Origin of the sequence: Aeromonas caviae, from assembly GCF_000819785.1 — a bacterium.
Classification (GTDB): domain Bacteria; phylum Pseudomonadota; class Gammaproteobacteria; order Enterobacterales; family Aeromonadaceae; genus Aeromonas; species Aeromonas caviae.
On record NZ_CDBK01000098.1, the window covers coordinates 1 to 17,765 of the forward strand.

The 17,765-nt window shown below is 63.8% G+C and carries 15 protein-coding genes; 6 read left to right on the forward strand and 9 right to left on the reverse strand.

The features are described from left to right. From BN1120_RS17285 to BN1120_RS17295, 3 genes are all read right to left on the reverse strand, one after another. Positions 1–1,413, reverse strand: a 1,413-nt coding sequence (locus BN1120_RS17285) for an AMP-binding protein (protein WP_042017246.1), incomplete at its 3' end; no start/stop codon positions are given. A 99-nt stretch (positions 1,414–1,512) separates the two neighbouring features. Next, entirely contained in the window at positions 1,513–1,791 is a 279-nt protein-coding gene (locus BN1120_RS17290; protein WP_010674457.1) for a YfcL family protein, read from the reverse strand. 107 nt (positions 1,792–1,898) lie between these two features. Then, on the reverse strand, positions 1,899–3,014 hold the full coding sequence (locus BN1120_RS17295; RefSeq protein ID WP_042017248.1) for an ATP-NAD kinase family protein: 1,116 nt from the start codon (positions 3,012–3,014) through the stop codon (positions 1,899–1,901). 117 nt (positions 3,015–3,131) lie between these two features. Here BN1120_RS17295 and BN1120_RS17300 point away from each other — a divergent pair, with 117 nt between their 5' ends. Next, positions 3,132–3,854: a TerC family protein gene (locus BN1120_RS17300; protein ID WP_042017249.1), complete on the forward strand. Its 723-nt coding sequence runs from the start codon at positions 3,132–3,134 to the stop codon at positions 3,852–3,854. An 86-nt stretch (positions 3,855–3,940) separates the two neighbouring features. On the opposite strand, the gene aroG is transcribed toward BN1120_RS17300, so the two are convergent. The 5 genes from aroG to BN1120_RS17325 form a co-directional block, all read right to left on the reverse strand. Next, positions 3,941–4,996, reverse strand: coding sequence for a 3-deoxy-7-phosphoheptulonate synthase AroG (aroG, locus tag BN1120_RS17305; protein ID WP_041212942.1), 1,056 nt, complete (start codon positions 4,994–4,996; stop codon positions 3,941–3,943). Positions 4,997–5,193: 197 nt separating this feature from the next. Next, positions 5,194–6,474: a 3-phosphoshikimate 1-carboxyvinyltransferase gene (aroA, locus tag BN1120_RS17310; protein ID WP_041212941.1), complete on the reverse strand. Its 1,281-nt coding sequence runs from the start codon at positions 6,472–6,474 to the stop codon at positions 5,194–5,196. 170 nt (positions 6,475–6,644) lie between these two features. Next, positions 6,645–7,733 (reverse strand): 3-phosphoserine/phosphohydroxythreonine transaminase, encoded by a 1,089-nt coding sequence (gene serC, locus BN1120_RS17315; protein WP_010674452.1) that lies wholly within the window; start codon positions 7,731–7,733, stop codon positions 6,645–6,647. A gap of 224 nt (positions 7,734–7,957) precedes the next feature. Beyond that, entirely contained in the window at positions 7,958–8,887 is a 930-nt protein-coding gene (locus BN1120_RS17320; protein WP_042017251.1) for an electron transfer flavoprotein subunit alpha/FixB family protein, read from the reverse strand. A 103-nt stretch (positions 8,888–8,990) separates the two neighbouring features. Continuing rightward, positions 8,991–9,740 carry an electron transfer flavoprotein subunit beta/FixA family protein gene (locus tag BN1120_RS17325; RefSeq protein ID WP_039038996.1) on the reverse strand — a complete coding sequence of 250 codons (750 nt, stop codon included), beginning with the start codon at positions 9,738–9,740 and terminating at the stop codon, positions 8,991–8,993. 126 nt (positions 9,741–9,866) lie between these two features. On the opposite strand from BN1120_RS17325, the gene BN1120_RS17330 reads away from it, so the two are divergent. The 3 genes from BN1120_RS17330 to BN1120_RS17340 all read left to right on the forward strand — a co-directional run bounded on the left by BN1120_RS17330 (position 9,867) and on the right by BN1120_RS17340 (position 13,478). Further along, entirely contained in the window at positions 9,867–11,510 is a 1,644-nt protein-coding gene (locus tag BN1120_RS17330) for an electron transfer flavoprotein-ubiquinone oxidoreductase (RefSeq protein ID WP_042017253.1), read from the forward strand. A gap of 414 nt (positions 11,511–11,924) precedes the next feature. After that, the gene (gene corA / locus BN1120_RS17335; RefSeq protein WP_005301617.1) at positions 11,925–12,872 is read left to right on the forward strand and encodes a magnesium/cobalt transporter CorA; all 948 of its coding nucleotides are present in this window, start codon (positions 11,925–11,927) and stop codon (positions 12,870–12,872) included. Positions 12,873–13,016: 144 nt separating this feature from the next. Next, positions 13,017–13,478 (forward strand): DUF2919 domain-containing protein, encoded by a 462-nt coding sequence (locus BN1120_RS17340; protein ID WP_039038891.1) that lies wholly within the window; start codon positions 13,017–13,019, stop codon positions 13,476–13,478. A 9-nt stretch (positions 13,479–13,487) separates the two neighbouring features. On the opposite strand, the gene BN1120_RS17345 is transcribed toward BN1120_RS17340, so the two are convergent. After that, positions 13,488–14,237, reverse strand: coding sequence for a hypothetical protein (locus tag BN1120_RS17345; protein WP_041212937.1), 750 nt, complete (start codon positions 14,235–14,237; stop codon positions 13,488–13,490). Positions 14,238–14,452: 215 nt separating this feature from the next. Between BN1120_RS17345 and BN1120_RS17350 the strand changes: the two genes are divergently transcribed. Next, on the forward strand, positions 14,453–15,688 hold the full coding sequence (locus tag BN1120_RS17350) for an MFS transporter (protein ID WP_042017254.1): 1,236 nt from the start codon (positions 14,453–14,455) through the stop codon (positions 15,686–15,688). Between the two features lie 60 nt (positions 15,689–15,748). Next, positions 15,749–17,722, forward strand: a complete 1,974-nt coding sequence (locus BN1120_RS17355) for a siderophore amonabactin TonB-dependent receptor (RefSeq protein WP_042017256.1) — start codon at positions 15,749–15,751, stop codon at positions 17,720–17,722. The last annotated feature ends 43 nt before the right edge of the window (positions 17,723–17,765 follow it).

The following is a 17,765-nucleotide window of genomic DNA, read 5'->3' on the forward strand; positions in this document are numbered from 1 at the left end:
GCAGCTCTGCGTCATCGGCTGCGGCATGCCGTAGCCGATGACGCAGAGCTGCTCGATGATGGGCTCCTGCCCGAGCATCCCCTCGATGGGCACCGGGGCCACGTACTTGCCCTTGGCGGTCTTGAAGACATCCTTCATGCGGCCAGTGATGGTGAGGTAACCCTCCCTGTCCAGCTTGCCCATGTCACCGGTGTGCAACCAGCCCTCGGCGTCGATGGCCTCTGCACTGTGTTCGGGATCCTTGTAGTAGCCCACCATCATGCCGTCGCAGCGACAGAGGATCTCCCCCTCGTCGGAGATCTTGATGGTCACCCCGGGCCCGGCCTTGCCGACGGTGCCTATCTTGTCCGCCCGGAAGGGGTAGTTGAGGGTGGAGTAGGCGTGGTTCTCGGTCATGCCCCAGGCCTCGGTGATATGGATGCCGATGCTGTGATACCACTCCAGCAGCGCCGGGGCCACCGGCGCCGAGCCGCAGCCCAGCACCCGCGCCTGATCCAGCCCCAGCCCCTTTTGCAGCTTGCTCTTGATGAGGCTGGAGACGAGGGGGATCTTGAGCAGCAGCGCCAGCTTTTTCTGGGGCAGCTTCTCGTGGATCTTGATGCGGAACATGGCCCAGAGCCGCGGCACCGAGATGAAGACGGTGGGACGGCAGCGCTTGACGTCCTCGATGAAGGTGTCGAGGGATTCGGGGAAGGCGATGGTGGCACCGCTGAACAGGCTGCCGCCGTAGATGTAGACCCGCTCGGTGATGTGGGCAAGGGGCAGGTAGGAGAAGCCGCGATCCTCGGCGGTGAGGGAGACCGCCTCCACCAGCTTCTCGCAGGACCAGGCGTAGCGCTCCACGCTCAGCATGGCCCCCTTGGGCTTGCCGGTGCTGCCGGAGGTGTAGACCAGGCTCAGCAGGGCATCCGGCGCCTGCACCGGGCTGTCCGGGATGGGGTCGTATTGCGCCAGCAGATCGTCCCACTGGTGGGCGGCCGGCATGGTGTCGTAAGGCAGGGCGATACGCAGCAGATCCCCGGGCACCCCCGCCTCCTGGCTCTTCCAGTCGTCCAGCTTGCCGACGAAGATCGCCCTGGTTTCGCTGTGGCGCAGCACGTATTCGATGGTGTCGACGTTGGCGGTGGGGTAGATGGGCACGCTCACGTATCCCCCCATCTGCATCGCCAGATCGGCGATGAACCACTGGGCGCAATTCTTGGAGAGCAGGGCCACCTTGTCACCGGGCACCAGGCCCAGGGCGCGCAGTGCCGTCACCATGCGCCGCGCCTCGTCGGCAACCTCACCCCAGGTGAAGTCGACGTATTCGCGGTGGATGGTCTGACGCAGATAGATTCGGTCGGGACACTGCCGCTCCCAGTGATAGAGCATCTCGAGCGGCAGTCTGGTGGCAATGCGTGAGGTGGAGGCCATGGTTTAATCCCTGAAACAAAAGGCGAGCCTCATTATTAACCTTTTGATAACACTCAGGGAAGCAGATTACTTAAACTTGTGTTTGAACTGCGAATGGGATCAAGCTTCCGCCTGGGCCTGCAGACGCTTCCACATCTCCTGCACCAGCACCTCGTCCTGCTCGGAGAGCTCACCCTGCAAGATGGCCTCGTTCAGGCTGCGCAGCACATAGCTCTTGACGTCCCGCACCAGGGTCTTGCCCTCCAGCTCGGCGCGCGCCACCGCAAGGGAGATGTGCCCTCGCAGATAGCCACCCGCAAACAGCTCGTCTTCGCTGGCCGTGGCGACCATGGCGTCGATCAGTCCCAACAACTTGTGTTCAAAATCGTGAATCGTCATTTAACGCAGCCTCATTTCCGGGGTTGCCGGCAAAAAATTCGGGGAGTGGAACCGCGATCCGGTTGATCGCGGCTCTCTGGCGCCAGGCCAGCCGCATCCTTGATGTCCTATTCCGGGTTGGCCACCGGGTAGATGACCTGATCCTTGTATCCCGTGGTTATGCGCAGATAACCACTCAACGACCGGTTCAGTGCCGGATCGTCGGTGTCCACCAGCAGCGGACGGCCTTCTAGCGCCGCCAGCTTGGCTTTGGTGGCGAGCACCTGGATATGCTCGCGCCCGACGGCCCGGATCACGTCTGGACTCAATTGCTGATTTCCGCGCCCGAACAGATGTCCCTGACCGCCGATCAGGGTGATGATCAGACGGCAGCGACGGCCGCGGATCCGGGTCAGGATCTCGGCGGCGGACAGATCCTGCCCGATAAGCCGGCCATTTTCCACCAGATCCACACCGAGCAAGGTATTTTCCAGACCCAGCTCCCCCATGCAGGCGGCCACCGTGCTCCCCGACCCCATCAGGTAGAGGGTATCGGGCTCCATCTGCTCCACCACGCCAGCGGCGAGATCGGCGAGCACCAGCTCCTCGGACTCCCGCCCCCCCTGCTTGACCGCCTGCACGTAGCGCAGATCACCGGGCACCAGCAGCTGGCCGTAGTGGCGGGCGCGCACCTTGCCGGCGCGAAACGCCTCCTCGTCGATGTCCATCACCTCCGCATCCACCAGGCTCAGAAGCTCCCCTGCGATCATTCTGGCCGCCACCCGGCCGCTCGCCGCCGGCGTCACCCCGTAGACCCCAGAGTGGATTTTGCACCCCGCCGGGATGCCGAGCACATGGCAGGACTCCCCCACCGCCGCGCAGATGTCACGGGCGGTGCCATCGCCACCGGCGAAGAGCAGCAGATCCACCCCGGCATCGCGCAGGGCCAGGGCGGCAGCCCGGGTGTCCTCGGCGCTCGTCTGCGCCCCGGCAGGCCGATGGACGATGCGATGGGGCAGCCCGAGCTCTGCGGCAAGCGTCTCCCCCATCTCACCGGCCACCGTCAGCAGCTCGAATGACGTGGTCAGCTCGCACAGGGGCAACAGGGCCTGGCGGGCCCGCTCCCGGGCCTTGGGGACGGCCCCGCGCGCCAGCGCCTCGGCGACCATGCCGTCACTGCCCTTGAGACCGACGGCCCCGCCGATGCCGGCGACGGGGTTGATGATGAGCCCTAATCGAAACATGTTTCCCTCCTGTTGGATCGCCGCCATTTTTATCTTTTCCCGCCACTGGGACAAGCCATGACCCCCTGCTAAAATGCGCGGCTTCTACCTCAATCACTGTTCAACCAAGGTTCAATCATGCTGGAATGGATTGCTGACCCCTCCGCCTGGGTCGCGCTCGCCACCCTGACCCTGCTCGAGATCGTGCTCGGCATCGACAACATCATTTTCATCTCCATCCTGGTGGGTCGCCTGCCGGAAGCCCAGCGCCAGAAAGCGCGCATCCTGGGGCTGGGGCTCGCCATGGGCACCCGCATCCTGCTGCTGCTCTCCCTGGCCTGGGTGATGCGCCTCACCGAGCCCATCTTCACCGTGCTGGGGGAAGCCATCTCGGGACGGGATCTCATCCTGCTGGTGGGGGGTCTGTTCCTCATCGCCAAGAGCACCCACGAGATCCACCAGAGCCTGGAAGGGGCCGCCGAAGAGGCGGGTGTGGTGAGCAAGACCGCGGGCTTCCTGTCCACCCTGGTGCAGATCGCCATCCTCGACATCATCTTCAGCCTGGACTCCGTCATCACCGCCGTGGGCATGGCGGATCATGTCCCTGTCATGGTGCTGGCCATCATCATCGCCGTCGGCGTCATGATGTTTGCCGCCAAGGCCATCGGCGACTTCGTCGATACCCACCCCACCATCAAGATGCTGGCCCTCTCCTTCCTTATCCTGGTCGGGGTGGCGCTGATGGCCGAAGGGCTGGATCTGCACATTCCCAAGGGTTACATCTACTTCGCCATGGCCTTCTCGCTGGTGGTGGAGATGATCAACATCCGCCTGCGCGGCCACCAGGAGCGGGCCAAGTAAACCGCAACCTGCCGAGAGATGGCCAAACAAAAAGCGCGACCCAGGGTCGCGCTTTTTTATTGCCCCGCCAACGGGGCGCCTTGGGCTCAGAGGGCGTTGCGAGCGGCCACGGCGTCCGCCAGGTTGCGCAGCAGCACCTCGGTATCGGCCCAGCCGATGCAGGCGTCGGTGATGCTCTGGCCGAAGGTGAGCTCGCACCCGTCCACCAGATCCTGACGCCCTTCCACCAGGTGACTCTCCACCATGACGCCGAACACCGCCTTGCTGCCGGCACGCAGCTGACCGGCCACGTCCTCGGCCACCAGCATCTGGTTCTTGAACTGCTTGCTGCTGTTGGCGTGGCTGAAGTCGATCATCACTTTCTGGGGCAGACCGGCCTTGTCCAGACCACTCACCACCTCATCCACGTGACGGGCGCTGTAGTTGGGCTCGCGGCCACCGCGCAGGATGATGTGACAGTCCGGGTTGCCAGCGGTCGAGACGATGGCGGAGTGGCCGTACTTGGTCACCGACAGGAAGTGGTGCGGGGCGCTGGCAGCGCCGATGGCGTCGATGGCCACCTTGATGGTGCCGTCGGTGCCGTTCTTGAAGCCCACCGGGCAGGAGAGACCGGAGGCCAGCTCGCGGTGTACCTGGGATTCGGTGGTACGGGCGCCGATGGCACCCCAGCTCATCAGATCCGCCACGTATTGCGGGGTGATCATGTCGAGGAACTCGGAGGCGGTCGGCAGCCCCATGTCGTTGAGATCCAGCAAGAGCTTGCGACCCAGGCGCAGGCCGTCATTGATCTGGCAGCTGTTGTCGAGGTAGGGGTCGTTGATCAGCCCCTTCCAGCCCACTGTGGTACGGGGTTTTTCGAAGTAGACCCGCATCACGATCTCCAGCTGATCTTTCAGCTCGTCGCGCAGCACCTTGAGGCGTTTGCCGTATTCCAGGGCGGCGACCGGATCGTGGATGGAGCAGGGGCCGATCACCACCAGCAGGCGATCATCGTCGCCGGCCAGGATGTTGTGGATGGCCTGACGGGATTCAAACACGGTGGCCGAGGCGGTGTCGGTCGCCGGAAACTTCTCAAGCACCGCAACCGGGGGCAATAACTCTTTGATTTCACTGATACGAACGTCGTCGGTTTGATGCTGCATGACCAAGTTTCCTGCTAGATGACTGCGATAAAGAGATCTCAATCTAGCCCTGTGCCGGGTCGGTGTAAATAGAAAATTACATTCTTCGACAAGGAATTTTATTATCGCACCTTGCAAGTTTGCATAATGCTGCTAAGAGGCATGAAAAAAGCGGGGGGCAGAGATGAAAAGGCCCGCACGAAGCGGGCCGAAAGGGCTCAAGCCTGACTGACGCTGGCCAGCTTGTCGAAGTAGTCCGGGAAGGTCTTGGAGGTACAACCCGGATCATTGATGGTGACCGGCGTATCGGAGAGCGCCACCAGGGAGAAGCACATGGCGATGCGGTGATCGTTGTAGGTGTCGATGGCCGCGTGGGTCAGCTGTGCGGGCGGGATCACGGTGATGAAGTCGTGCCCCTCCTCCACTTCCACGCCCAGCTTGCGCAGCTCGGTCGCCATGGCGTGCAGGCGGTCGGTCTCCTTCACCCGCCAGTTGTAGATGTTGCGGATGGTGGTGGTGCCCTCGGCAAACAGCGCCGTGGTGGCGATGGTCATGGCCGCATCCGGGATGTGGTTCATGTCCATGTCGATGCCGTGCAACGGCCCCTGCTCGGCCTCGATGAAGTCATCGCCCCAGGTGATGCGGGCCCCCATCTTCTCCAGTACGTCGGCGAAGTGGATGTCCCCCTGGATGCTGTGCTTGCCGATGCCGGTAACCCGCACCTTGCCCTTGATGGCGCCCGCCGCGAGGAAGTAGGAGGCGCTGGAGGCATCCCCTTCCACCAGGAAGTCCCCCGGGCTGACATAGGTCTGGTTGCCCTTGATGTAGAACACCTTGTAGTCGTCGTGCTCGATGACCACCCCGAACTGCTTCATGATGTGCAGGGTGATGTCGATGTAGGGCTTGGAGACCAGCTCCCCCTTGATGTGGATGCGGGTGTCGCCGGCCGCCATGGGGGCCGCCATCAAGAACGCCGTCAGGAACTGGCTGGAGACGGAGCCGTCGATGTGGACATCGCCACCCCAGAGCCCCTTGGCATCCACCACCAGGGGCGGATAGCCATCTTTCTTCAGGTACTGGATGTGGGCACCCGCTTCGCGCAGGGCATCCACCAGGTGGCCGATGGGGCGCTCTTCCATGCGCGGCTCGCCGCCCAGGGTGTACTCGCCGGAGCCCAGGCACAGGGCGGCGCACAGGGGGCGCATGGCAGTACCGGCATTGCCGAGGAACAGGTTGACCGGTGCCGAGACCGCGAAGCTGCGACCCAGACCATGCACGGTGCACTCGGTCTTGTCGGCGGAGAGCTTGTACTTGACGCCGAGCTGGGTCAGCGCCGCCAGCATGTGGCGGATGTCATCGCTGTCGAGCAGGTTGGTCAGCCGGGTGGTGCCCCGGGCCAGGGCCGCCAGCAGCAGGGCCCGGTTAGAGACACTCTTGGAGCCGGGCAGATTGACCACCCCGGCCACGCTAGAAATGGGTTCCAAACGCAACGAATTCATAGACTTCCTGTTCGATCTCAATTAAATCACCTGACCGGACGTTAACAGCCCGCGTCCCCCGCGGCAAGTTCGACAGTGGCACGACCGCGGGAGAGGGCAGCCTGGGTCAGGATGGGTCTGAAAAACAGACGCCGGGGAGTCCCCGGCGTCTGGCAATGGGGAGACACGCCTCAACCGTGGCGTTTGGCAAAATCATCCATAAAGCTGACCAGGGCCTTGACCCCTTCCAGGGGCATGGCGTTGTAGAGGCTGGCGCGCATGCCACCGACGATGCGGTGTCCCTTGAGGGCCAGCAGACCGGCCGCTTCCGATTCCGCCAGGAACAGCTTGTCCAGGGCCTCGTTTTTCAGCTGGAAGGGCACGTTCATGCGGGAGCGGCAGGCCACATCCACCTTGTTGCCATAGAAGCTCGACTGATCGAGGTAGCCGTAGAGGAAGTCGGCCTTCTCCTTGTTGCGTGCTTCCATCGCCGCCAGGCCACCCTGCTCCTTGAGCCACTCGAACACCAGACCGGCCAGATACCAGGCGTAGGTGGGGGGCGTGTTGAACATGGAGTCGTTCTTGGCGGTGAGCTGGTAGTCAAAGATGGACGGCACATCGGCGCGGGCCTGGTTCAGCAGGTCGTCGCGCACGATGGCGATGGCCAGACCAGAGGGGCCTATGTTCTTCTGGGCACCGGCGTAGAGGATGCCGAAGCGGCTCACGTCGAGGGGACGGGAGAGGATGGTGGAGGAGAGATCCGCCACCAGGGGCACATCGCCGGTGGCCGGGATGTCGAACATCTCGATGCCATCGATGGTTTCGTTCGGGCAGTAGTGTACATAGGCAGCATCGGCGCGAAACGCCGGCGTCGGCAGCAGGTGGGAGACCCCCTGCTCGTTCTTGGCCACCCCCTGGAAGGTCTGGATGTCACCGTATTTCTGGGCTTCATCCACGGCACTCTGGGCCCAGACGCCGGTCACCAGGTAATCCGCCTTCTTGTTGGCGCCACCCAGCAGGTTCATGGGCACGGCGGAGAACTGGCCGCGGCCACCGCCGTGCATGAAGAGCACCTTGTAGTTGTCCGGCACCGCCAGCAGGTCGCGCAGGTCCGCTTCGGCCTTCTCGGCGACCGCCATATAGGGCTTGCCGCGATGGGAAAGCTCCATGACCGAGGCTCCCAGCCCCTGGAAATTACAAAATTCGCGCTGGGCGCGCTCCATGACTTCAACCGGCAACATGGCGGGGCCGGCGCAGAAGTTGTAAATCTGTTTGCTCATGACGCTTTCCGTGAATGGATGTGTGTGATCGGTGACTCGAACGTTTTTACACGACAGCCCCCCGTGGGGGCAAAGGCTTTTTGGGATCCAGCGCAACCTTTTGCCCTGGTGCCACCGGGCACCCATCAGACAAAAGCCCTGAACGGGCCAGGGCTTGCAGAGAATATGCATGGAAACGGGGGCGAGACAGCACGGACGGCTTTCTTCGCCCCTTTGTGGCAAATTTACAGCTTGGCGGTGAGCTCCGGCAGCAGGGTGAAGAGATCCCCCACCAGACCGTAGTCCGCCACCTGGAAGATGGGGGCCTCGGCGTCCTTGTTGATGGCGACGATCACCTTGGACTCCTTCATCCCCGCCAGATGCTGGATGGCGCCCGAGATGCCCACCGCGATGTAGAGCTCGGGGGCCACCACCTTGCCGGTCTGCCCCACCTGCAGGTCGTTGGAGACATAACCTGCATCCACGGCGGCCCGCGATGCCCCGACGGCAGCCCCCAGCTTGTCCGCCAGAGCGTCGATGAGGGCAAAGTGCTCTTTCGAGCCGAGCGCCCGCCCGCCGGAGACCACCACCCGGGCCGCCCCGAGCTCGGGTCTGGCGGAGCGCACCGCACGCCGCTCGATGAGCCGGGTACGGCAGCGCACCTCGGCCACCGGCAGCGATTCCATCACGGCACGCTCCTCCCCGGACCCGGCCTTGGCGAACGCGGTGGGCCGCACGGTGAGCACCTTGACGGGGGCGCTGCTCGCCACCCGGGCGATGGCGTTGCCCGCATAGATGGGACGCAGGAAAGTGTCGGGCCCCTCGATGCCGGTCACCTCGGCGATCATCTCCACCCCGAGCCTGGCCGCCACCCGCGGCAGCAGATCCTTGCCCTGGCTGCTGGCCGCCATCAGGCAGTGCTGGTAGTCCCTGGCCACCTCGGCGAGCAGTCTGTCGACCCCGTCGTTGAGCCCCTCCGCCAGCATGGGATGTTCTGCCAGCAGCACCCGGTTTACCCCCGTGAGGGCGGCGGCCTGCTCCCCCGCCTCCGTCAGCCCCTGCCCCAGCAGCAAGAGGTGCACCTCGCCCCCCAGGCGCCCCGCCGCCGTGACCAGCTGGGCCAGGTTGTCGGCGATCCGCCCCTGATGATGTTCCGCAATCACAAGTACGCTCATGGCAGCACCTTCATGTCATCCATTGATCCCTTGCTCCCCGGGGCCGCTGCCCCATGCATGGCGCTCACGCCTGTGGGAGGCATCCCTCTCATGCCCCTGCCCATCAGAGCACCCGGGCTTCGTGCTTGAGCTTGTCCAGCAGCTCGTCCACCGAGCCCACCCTGATGCCGGCGCTGCGCACCGGCGGCGCCATCACCCCGAGCTGCCGTGTCTGGCCGGCCGGCACCACCCCGAGGGCGGCGAACGGCTGGCTCTCCAGTGGCTTGCGCTTGGCCTTCATGATGTTGGGGAGAGAGGCGAAGCGCGGCTCGTTGAGGCGCAAGTCCACGGTCACCACGGCGGGCAGCGCCATCCCGAGGGTCTCGAGGCCACCGTCTATCTCGCGGGTCACCTGCAATTCCCCCTCCACCAGCCTGATGGCGGAAGCGAAGGTGGCAAGTGGCCAGTCATTGAGGGCGGCGAGCATCTGCCCCACCTGGTTGTTGTCCGAATCGATGGACTGCTTGCCGAGCAGCACCAGGTCGGGCTGCTCCTGCCCGCACACCGTTTGCAGGGCCCGGGCCACGGTGAGCGGGGTCAGGGTCTCGCCGGTAACATAGTGCAGCGCCCGATCCGCCCCCAGCGCCAGGGCATGGCGCAACTGCTCGGCCGCCGCCTCGGGGCCGAAGGTCACCACCACCAGCTCGGATGCCACGCCGGCTTCCCGCAGCCTGACCCCCTCCTCCACCGCGATTTCACAAAACGGGTTGATGCCCATCTTCACATTGGCGAGCTCCACATCGGAGCCATCCCCCTTGACCCGGATCCTGACGTTGTAATCAACGACCCGTTTGACTGCGACCAGCAGCTTCATGGCGGTCATCCCTCATACCTGTTGTGTGGGTCCACCTTGTCGTCACTCACTTTTCTGCTGACAAAGTGGTTTACGTTTACGTAAACTACCAGCACTACCCTAGGCCAAGTCGAGCGCAGAGGCAAGATGGAACGCGAAGCAATGGAATTTGATGTCGTCATCGTCGGTGGCGGCCCGGCAGGCCTGAGTGCCGCCATCGCATTGAAGCAGCAGGCCCCGGCCCTCTCGGTCTGCCTGCTGGAGAAGGGGGCCGAGATTGGCGCCCACCTCATCTCCGGCGCACTGCTCGATCCCGTCGCCCTCAGGGAGCTACTGCCAGAGAGCTGGCAGGAGGCCCCCCTCGGCGTGCCGGTGACGGATGATCAGGTCCATCTGCTGCAAAGCGACAGCCGCTCCCTGCAGCTGCCCCACTGGGCGGTGCCACCCCGCATGCACAACGACGGCAGCCACATCATCAGCCTCGGCACCCTCTGCCGCTGGCTCGGCAAGCAGGCCGAGGCCCTCGGTGTCGAGATCTACCCGGGCTTTGCGGCGAGCACCCTCATCGTGGAGGAGGGCCGGGTGCGCGGGGTGGTGACCGGCGATCTGGGCCTCGACAAGGAGGGCAACCCCAAGCCGGATCACGTGCCCGGCATGGCCCTGTATGGCCGCTATACCCTGTTTGCCGAAGGGGCGCGCGGCCACCTCGGCAAACAGCTGATCGCCCGATTCCATCTGGAAAATAGCGCCCAGCCGCAGCATTACGCCATCGGCTTCAAGGAGGTGTGGCAGGTGCCTGCGGGACAATCCCATCCTGGGCGGGTGCTCCATGGCAGCGGCTGGCCCCTTGGTGAGGGAAAGGGCAACAAGAGTCAGGGGGGCTTCTATCTCTATCATCTGGCCCAGGATCAGGTGGCGGTCGGCCTTATCGTCGATCTCAACTACCAGAATCCCTGGCTCAGCCCCTTTGACGAATTCCAGCGTCTCAAGCACCACCCCCTCATCGCGGCAACGTTGCAGGGGGGCGAGCGCATCAGCTACGGCGCGCGGGCCATCACCAAGGGGGGCTGGCACTCATTGCCGCGCATGCACTTTCCCGGCGGCCTGCTCATCGGTTGTGACGCGGGCACCCTCGACTTCTCCCGCATCAAGGGGATCCACACCGCCATGAAGTCAGGCATGGTGGCGGCCGCGACGGTCGCCATGGCACTGCGAGGAGGGGATGAAGGGGGACGGGATCTGGCCGAGTTTCAGGACGCGCTGCTGCAAAGCTGGCTGACCCGGGAACTGAAGAGGGCCCGCAACGTTGGGGCCGCCCTGCACCGCTTCGGCCCCTGGCTCGGCGGCGCCTTCAACTGGCTGGAGCAGCGACTCTTTGCCTTGACCTCTCCTTTTACTCTGCTGGACAAGGAACCGGATTACCGCCAGCTGCGCCTGGCCAGCCGTTGCCAGCCCATCGACTACCCCAAACCCGACGGCAAGCTCAGCTTCGACAAGCTCTCTTCCGTCTATCTGGCCAGCACCAGCCACGACGAGGATCAACCCTGTCACCTGACCCTTCAGGACGCGCGCATTCCGGTCGAGGTCAACCTGCCCACCTGGGCCGAACCCGCCCAGCGCTACTGCCCGGCGGGGGTGTTCGAGATCCTCGATGGGGATACCCGGCCAAGGCTGCAGATCAACGCCGCCAACTGCATTCACTGCAAAACCTGCGACATCAAGGATCCCAGCCAGAATATCGTCTGGACGCCGCCCCAGGGCGGCTCGGGCCCCAACTACCCCAATCTGTAACAGGCTTGCCCACGCACACCAGAGCAGATAACAAGGAGACGCAGCCCCGGAACACCGCCCGGAGACCGTTTCCTGCGCTTGGCGGGGACTGTCGCAGGGCGACCAGCAACCCGCCATTCCCGCCGGTGAGCCCGGGCCCTCCCCCACTCCAGGGCGAACAAAGGAGGCGACGCCGGGATCGCCCGCATCGGGGTCGCCACGGCTGATCCGACCTCGCCGCTTTTTTGAGCGAACAGGCTGAACCCCTGATGAATAGGCCCTGACAAGCGGGTCCCGCCCCTGTATAGTTCGCCGCATTCAGGTTGTCCATCGGCCTCGTTATGCTATTTCATGGGATCGCTTTCCGTGCGATCTAAGGCCGCATGAACCTGTGCAACCATCCCTGATTACCCATGACTTCTTAAGGGGGGACAGATGATCACCGCCTACATTCTCAACAACAAGGTGCTGGACATAGTCACGCTCGGGCCGGATGACATCGTTCCCGACAACACCGTCTGGCTGGATGCCTACAAGCCGGACACTGCGGAGCGAGAATGGTTGACGGGCCTGTTCCTGGAGGAGGTGCCGGACAAGGAGGAGCTCGATGACATCGAGGCATCCGCCCGCTTCTACTGGGACACCGACGGTCTGCACATCCACTCCCTGTTTCCCCAGCGCATCGGTCGCGACACCAAGGGTGTGCACGTCTCTTTTACCCTGCGCAACAACCTGCTGATCAGCATCCGCGAGGACGACATCGGCCTGGTGCGTCTGCTGCGCCACTACATGCGCCAGGACAGACTGGAGGTCGAAGACGCCCTCGACATCCTGCTGGAGGTGCAGAACCTCAAGGTGGAGTATCTCTCGGATCTCATTGAGGATGGCTACAAGACCCTGGAGAACACCGCCGATCAGATCTTCGAGCCGGACCAGATCAACCCCATGCTCAAGGAGCTGATGGCCCAGGAAGAGGCCAACGGCCAGATCCGTCTCTCCTTGCACGATACCCGCCGCGCCCTGCGCTTTCTCAAACGCAGTCTGCGCCAGCGCATGACGGGGGAGCAAAACAAGTGGATCGACGAGATGCTGCACGACGTGGAATCCCTGCTGCCCCATACCCAGTTCCTGTTCGACAAGATCAACTTCCAGCTGGAGGCCTCCATGGGGGTGACCAATCTGGAGCAGAACAAGGTGATCAAGATTTTCTCGGTTGCCGCGGTCATCTTCCTGCCGCCGACCCTTATCGCCAGCATCTACGGCATGAACTTCGGCCGCATGCCGGAGCTCGCCTGGGAATACGGCTATCCCCTCTCCCTGGTGCTGATGGTGATGTCATCGCTGGGCACCGGTCTCTTCTTCAAGCGAAAAGGCTGGCTGTGACGCCGGAACCCGGCAACTAAAGACTGCGGATTGGGGGGCCTGGCCCCCCGATTAATTCCCGGCCGTTGCCAGCCTTGCAATGGCCTGCCCTGTGCCCCATATCCCCTTCATCACTCGCACTGCATGAATGGATACCGGGCCACCATGACCCTCTACCCCGAACACCGTTACGACGATCACGGCCAGTTGCGCCCCCCGCTCTGGTTCTGGCCCATCGCCCTCTTGCTGACCCGCTCGGTCTGGCTGTTTCTGATGGCGGGGGTCACCCGGGAGAGTGGCAGCGCCATCCTGACCCTCTTCTACCCGGACAAGCTCACCCTCTATATCAGCCTGCTGACGGACGTGCCCGCCATGCTGGCGCTGCTCGCCTGCGGCGGCACCCATCGCCAGACCCACAGTGCCAGAGCCTGGCTCAGACGCCACAGCCCCTTGCTGCTGCTCTGCTCTGCCGTCAGTGGCCTGCTGATGCAACTGCACAGCCTCAATCTGCAGCAGTGGTCGTTCAACTGGCCCACCGCCCTGGTGCTCATCGCCAGCCTCTGGGCGCTCTGGTATCTGCTGAGAAGCCGCCAGTTGCGGGATTATGCTCTGGATCAGCCCCACTGACAGGCTGGTTCACTGGCGCGTGACCCGGATCTGCAGAGTCTGGCGTTCGCTGCCGCTGGCCCCGCCCATGCCTGATGGATTGGCGATCGCGGCCTCCCGGCTGCCTTGGGTTGTGGAAAGCTCCCCCACCGTCAGCCACTGGCCCGGGGCGCCGCTCACCTCGGTGGCACTCTGGCCGGTGTGTATGTTGCCCCGCTCCACTCTTGCCTGTTCACTGCTGAGGGCCACCTGCACCCTGTCCCCTATCAGGGTCGCGGTGGCGTAGAGACCGTTCATCAGCGGCATCATGCCCACCACCCTTCCCCCCTGCCACTGGTAAAAGGTGACCGGCTGATAGGACCCCATCTGCAACAACACGGGCCGCCCGGAGAGGCCACGCACCTGCCAGTTGTCACTCTGGCTGCGTTCATAGTGCCGGGCATCCCCCTCCAGCAGCCACTGCCGTTTGGCATCCAGGCCCAGCCCCACTCCGGCCTGCTGACTGCTGGAGGCACCATCCACCCGCCACTCGATGAGCAGGCTTTGGGGCGGCTGGTTCACTTGCGCCAGGGTACGCTCGGCCTCCTGCAACTGGGCGGGGGTTCCGCTCAGTACCAGCTGGTTGCCCATGGCGCTCACCCCGAGATCCGGGTAGATCTCCTTGAGCGTCTGCACCGCGGCATCCGCCTCGAATACCGGTATGACCTTCACTTCGGCCCTCAAGGGCAATGCCAGCAACAGGCAGCACCCCAGCCCCCAATACCCTGATCCAGCGCGCATCTTCTCCTCCCGGCGTTCACCGCCACCCTCTCGCTTCCTGCCATCATGGTCCATGGCGCCCCGATTGCAACGGGCCTGGTATGCAACCCCACACAGAGGTACCTGATAAAGACTCGTTAAGATACCAATCAATACAAATAAAAATGGTTATCATTTGTTGTCACAACAAAAACCCTCGGATACAATTCGGACTCATTTTTTCGAGTCAGCCTCTGATGAAGCCAGAATCCGTCGCATCCACCCCTGCCGCCATCCACCTGGCGCTGCTCATCAACATGCTCTCCATGGGCTGCATGATGATGGTGATGCCCCTTGGCCCGGAACTGGTAACCCACCTGGGGATGCTGCCGGAGCAGACAGGTTACTTCAGCGGTGGCGCCACCCTGGGCGCCGCCCTGCTGGGCCTCCTGGCCGCCCCCTGGCTCGATCGGGTCAACCGCAAACCCGCCCTGCTGGTACTGCTGATCCTGCGCTTCCTGCTCTTGATGGCTTGCGCCCTGGCCGAGGATAGCCAGACCCTGCTGCTGCTCTTTATCCTGTCCGGCTGCGTGGCCGGCCCCCTGGGTGCCATCCTGATGGCGGCGGTGCTGGATCTGGTACCGCCCGCCGAGCGGGGCCGCCGCCTCGCCTACGTGGGCATGGCGTTTTCCCTGGCCGCCATTCTGATCGTGCCCGCGGCCCTCGTGCTGGCCCAGTGGTCTGGCTGGCAGAGCCCCTTCCTCTTGTTTGGTGCAGGGGGCCTGCTGCTGGCCCTGCTGTGTGCCATCTGGCTGCCGTCCCTGCCGGTCAACCGGGCCCCGGCAGGCCAGGGGATGCGCCAGTTGCTGGGGTCACCGCTCTGCCAGGGAGCCCTCTTCATCCTCTGCCTGCAGATGTTCGGCCACTTCCTGCTCATTCCGCACTTTGCCAACTACTTCCAGTTCAACCTGGGTTTCCCGCGCCACCAGATCGCCAGCCTCTATCTGTGCGGCGGTCTTGCCAGCATGGCCACCATGCGCCTGTGCGGCGGCTGGATCGATCAGGGCCGCGCCCAGGGCGCCATCCTGCTCACCAGCCTGGCCCTGGCCCTGATCACCCTGGTGGGCTTTGCCTTGCCGGCAGGCCTGCCTCTCTATCTGCTGTTCACCCTTTTCATGGCCCTGAGCTCCGCCCGTGCCAGCACCACCCTCGCGGTCACGGCGGCCATTCCGGCCCCCCATCAGCGCGCCGCCTTTATGTCTTTCCAGGGCTCGATCACCAATGTGGCGGCGGGCCTCGGCAGCCTGTTCTCCGCCAGATATCTGGTCTCCGACGAGGGGGGCGCCCTGCACGGTTTCCCCACCCTGGCCTGGATCAACATTGCGTGCACCCTGGTGGCCTGCGCCGGTGTCTGGTTCCTCATCCGGGGCCTGAAGCGCACAAGAGATAACAATAATCCTGCCTCTGGCACCGCCAGACAAGGAAGTCAGTGAGCACCGGATCAGAAGAATCCGGACCCCATAACCTCAGTTATATCCATGGAGTTTTTGACAATGCAGTTGCAGCACGGCCTCTTTAAACTGAACCCCATTCTGCTCTCCCTTGGTCTGCTGGCCGTACCGGGCCTGGCCCAGGCCGAGTCCGTCAAGGCCAACGAGACGGTGGTGGTCACCGCCACCCAGACCAAGCACACCGAGCTGACCGCCCCGGCCAGCGTCTCCGTGGTCACCCGCGCCGATCTGGACAAGATGAACGTCAACAACATCGGCGATGCCCTCAAGCACGTGCCCGGTGTCAACATCATCGGCACCAACCCCACGGGTCGCAACGAGATCAAGATCCGCGGCATGGGCGGTGACTACACCCTGCTGCTGGTCAACGGCAAGCGGGTCAACGCCCGCGAGACCCTGGGCAGCTCCTTTGGCAACGACTTCGACTTAAGCTCCATCCCCATGGCCGCCATCGAGCGCATCGAGGTGATCCGCGGTCCCGTCTCCTCCCTGTACGGGGCCGATGCCCTCGGCGGCGTGGTCAACGTGATCCTGCGCCAGGCCAAGGAGAACACCGAAGCGGCCGTCGGCTACACCCACACCATGCCCACCAAGGGGGATGGCGGGGATGCCAACCAGGGTAGCGCCTTCGTCTCCGGCGCCCTGATCGACAACAAGCTGCTGGGCAGCGTGGTGGTGGAAGGCTATCAGCGGGATCGCTGGAAGAGCGATCAGTCCAACAACCCGGATGCCGACGCCCTGGAGAAACGGGAAGTGGTCAACGTGCTCTCCAGCCTGAAGTGGCTGGTGGCCGACAACCAGGACATCGACTTCGATCTGGGTTACAACCAGAACGACATGGACAGCTACTTCAACAACGTGCCCCGTGCCCCGACCGCACCGGCCACTCCCCACAACGTGCAGAAACTCGATCGCCTGAGCCTGGGGCTGACCCACAACGGCCGTTGGGAACACTTCGACAGCCGCGCTCGTTACTACTTCGAGCAGACCGATCTGATGGATGACTCCCAGCTCAACGGTGGCGCCGCCGACATCACCCAGACCAACAACACGGTGGATGGCCAGTTGAGCGGCTACCTCGGGGATCACCTGCTGACCTCGGGTGCAGAGTTCCGCAAGACCGAGCTGGAGCACAGCCGCAGCATCCAGAACGGCAGCGTGGATGCGAGCCAGAGCGCCCTCTACCTGCAAGACGAGTTCGGCTTTGGGGATCTGGCCCTGACGCTCTCCGGCCGTCTGGATCACCACGAGACCTATGGCAACGAGTTCAGCCCCCGTGCCTACGCCCTCTACTCCCTGAGTGACGAGTGGGTGATCAAGGGCGGCGCCGGCAAGGCGTTCAAGGCCCCGACCCTGGCCCAGTCCAGCGAAGGGTTCGCCACCACCGCCTGCCGCGGCGCCTGCAAGGTGATCGGCAACCCGGATCTGAAGCCGGAAACCTCCGTCAGCTACGAGCTTGGCACCGCCTACAACGCCGATCGCTTCGGCGCAGGGGTGACCGGCTTCCACAACGAGATCGAGGATCTGATCCAGAGCGATCAGTGGGGCCCGGGCTACCGTCCGACCGTCATGACCTACCTCAACGTCAAGAAGGCCCGCATCAAGGGGCTGGAGCTGACCGGCTGGTTCGACGTGCTGGACAACGTGCAGCTGACCGGCAACCTGACCCTGCTGGACTCCGAAGACAAGAGCACGGGTGACGATCTGGCCAAGACCCCGGATCACACCGGCAACATCGGCTTGGACTGGAAGGCGAGCGACGTGGTCAGCGCCAACCTGGCCTGGCAGTATGTCGGCAGTCAGGTGATCAAGGTGCCGGCCCGCAACGCCCAGGCATTCACCTCCAAGCACTACCAGACCCTGGACGTGAATACCAAGTGGACCGTCACGCCGGCCCTGGACTTCAAGCTCGGCATCACCAACCTCACCAACACCCAGCGTGACGAGGTGGCGACCGACGCCGACTTCATCCTGGAAGGTCGCACCGTCTACGCAGGGGTCGATTACAAGCTGTAATCCATCCTGTATGCGGGAGCCCCGGTCGCGGGGCTCCCTTATT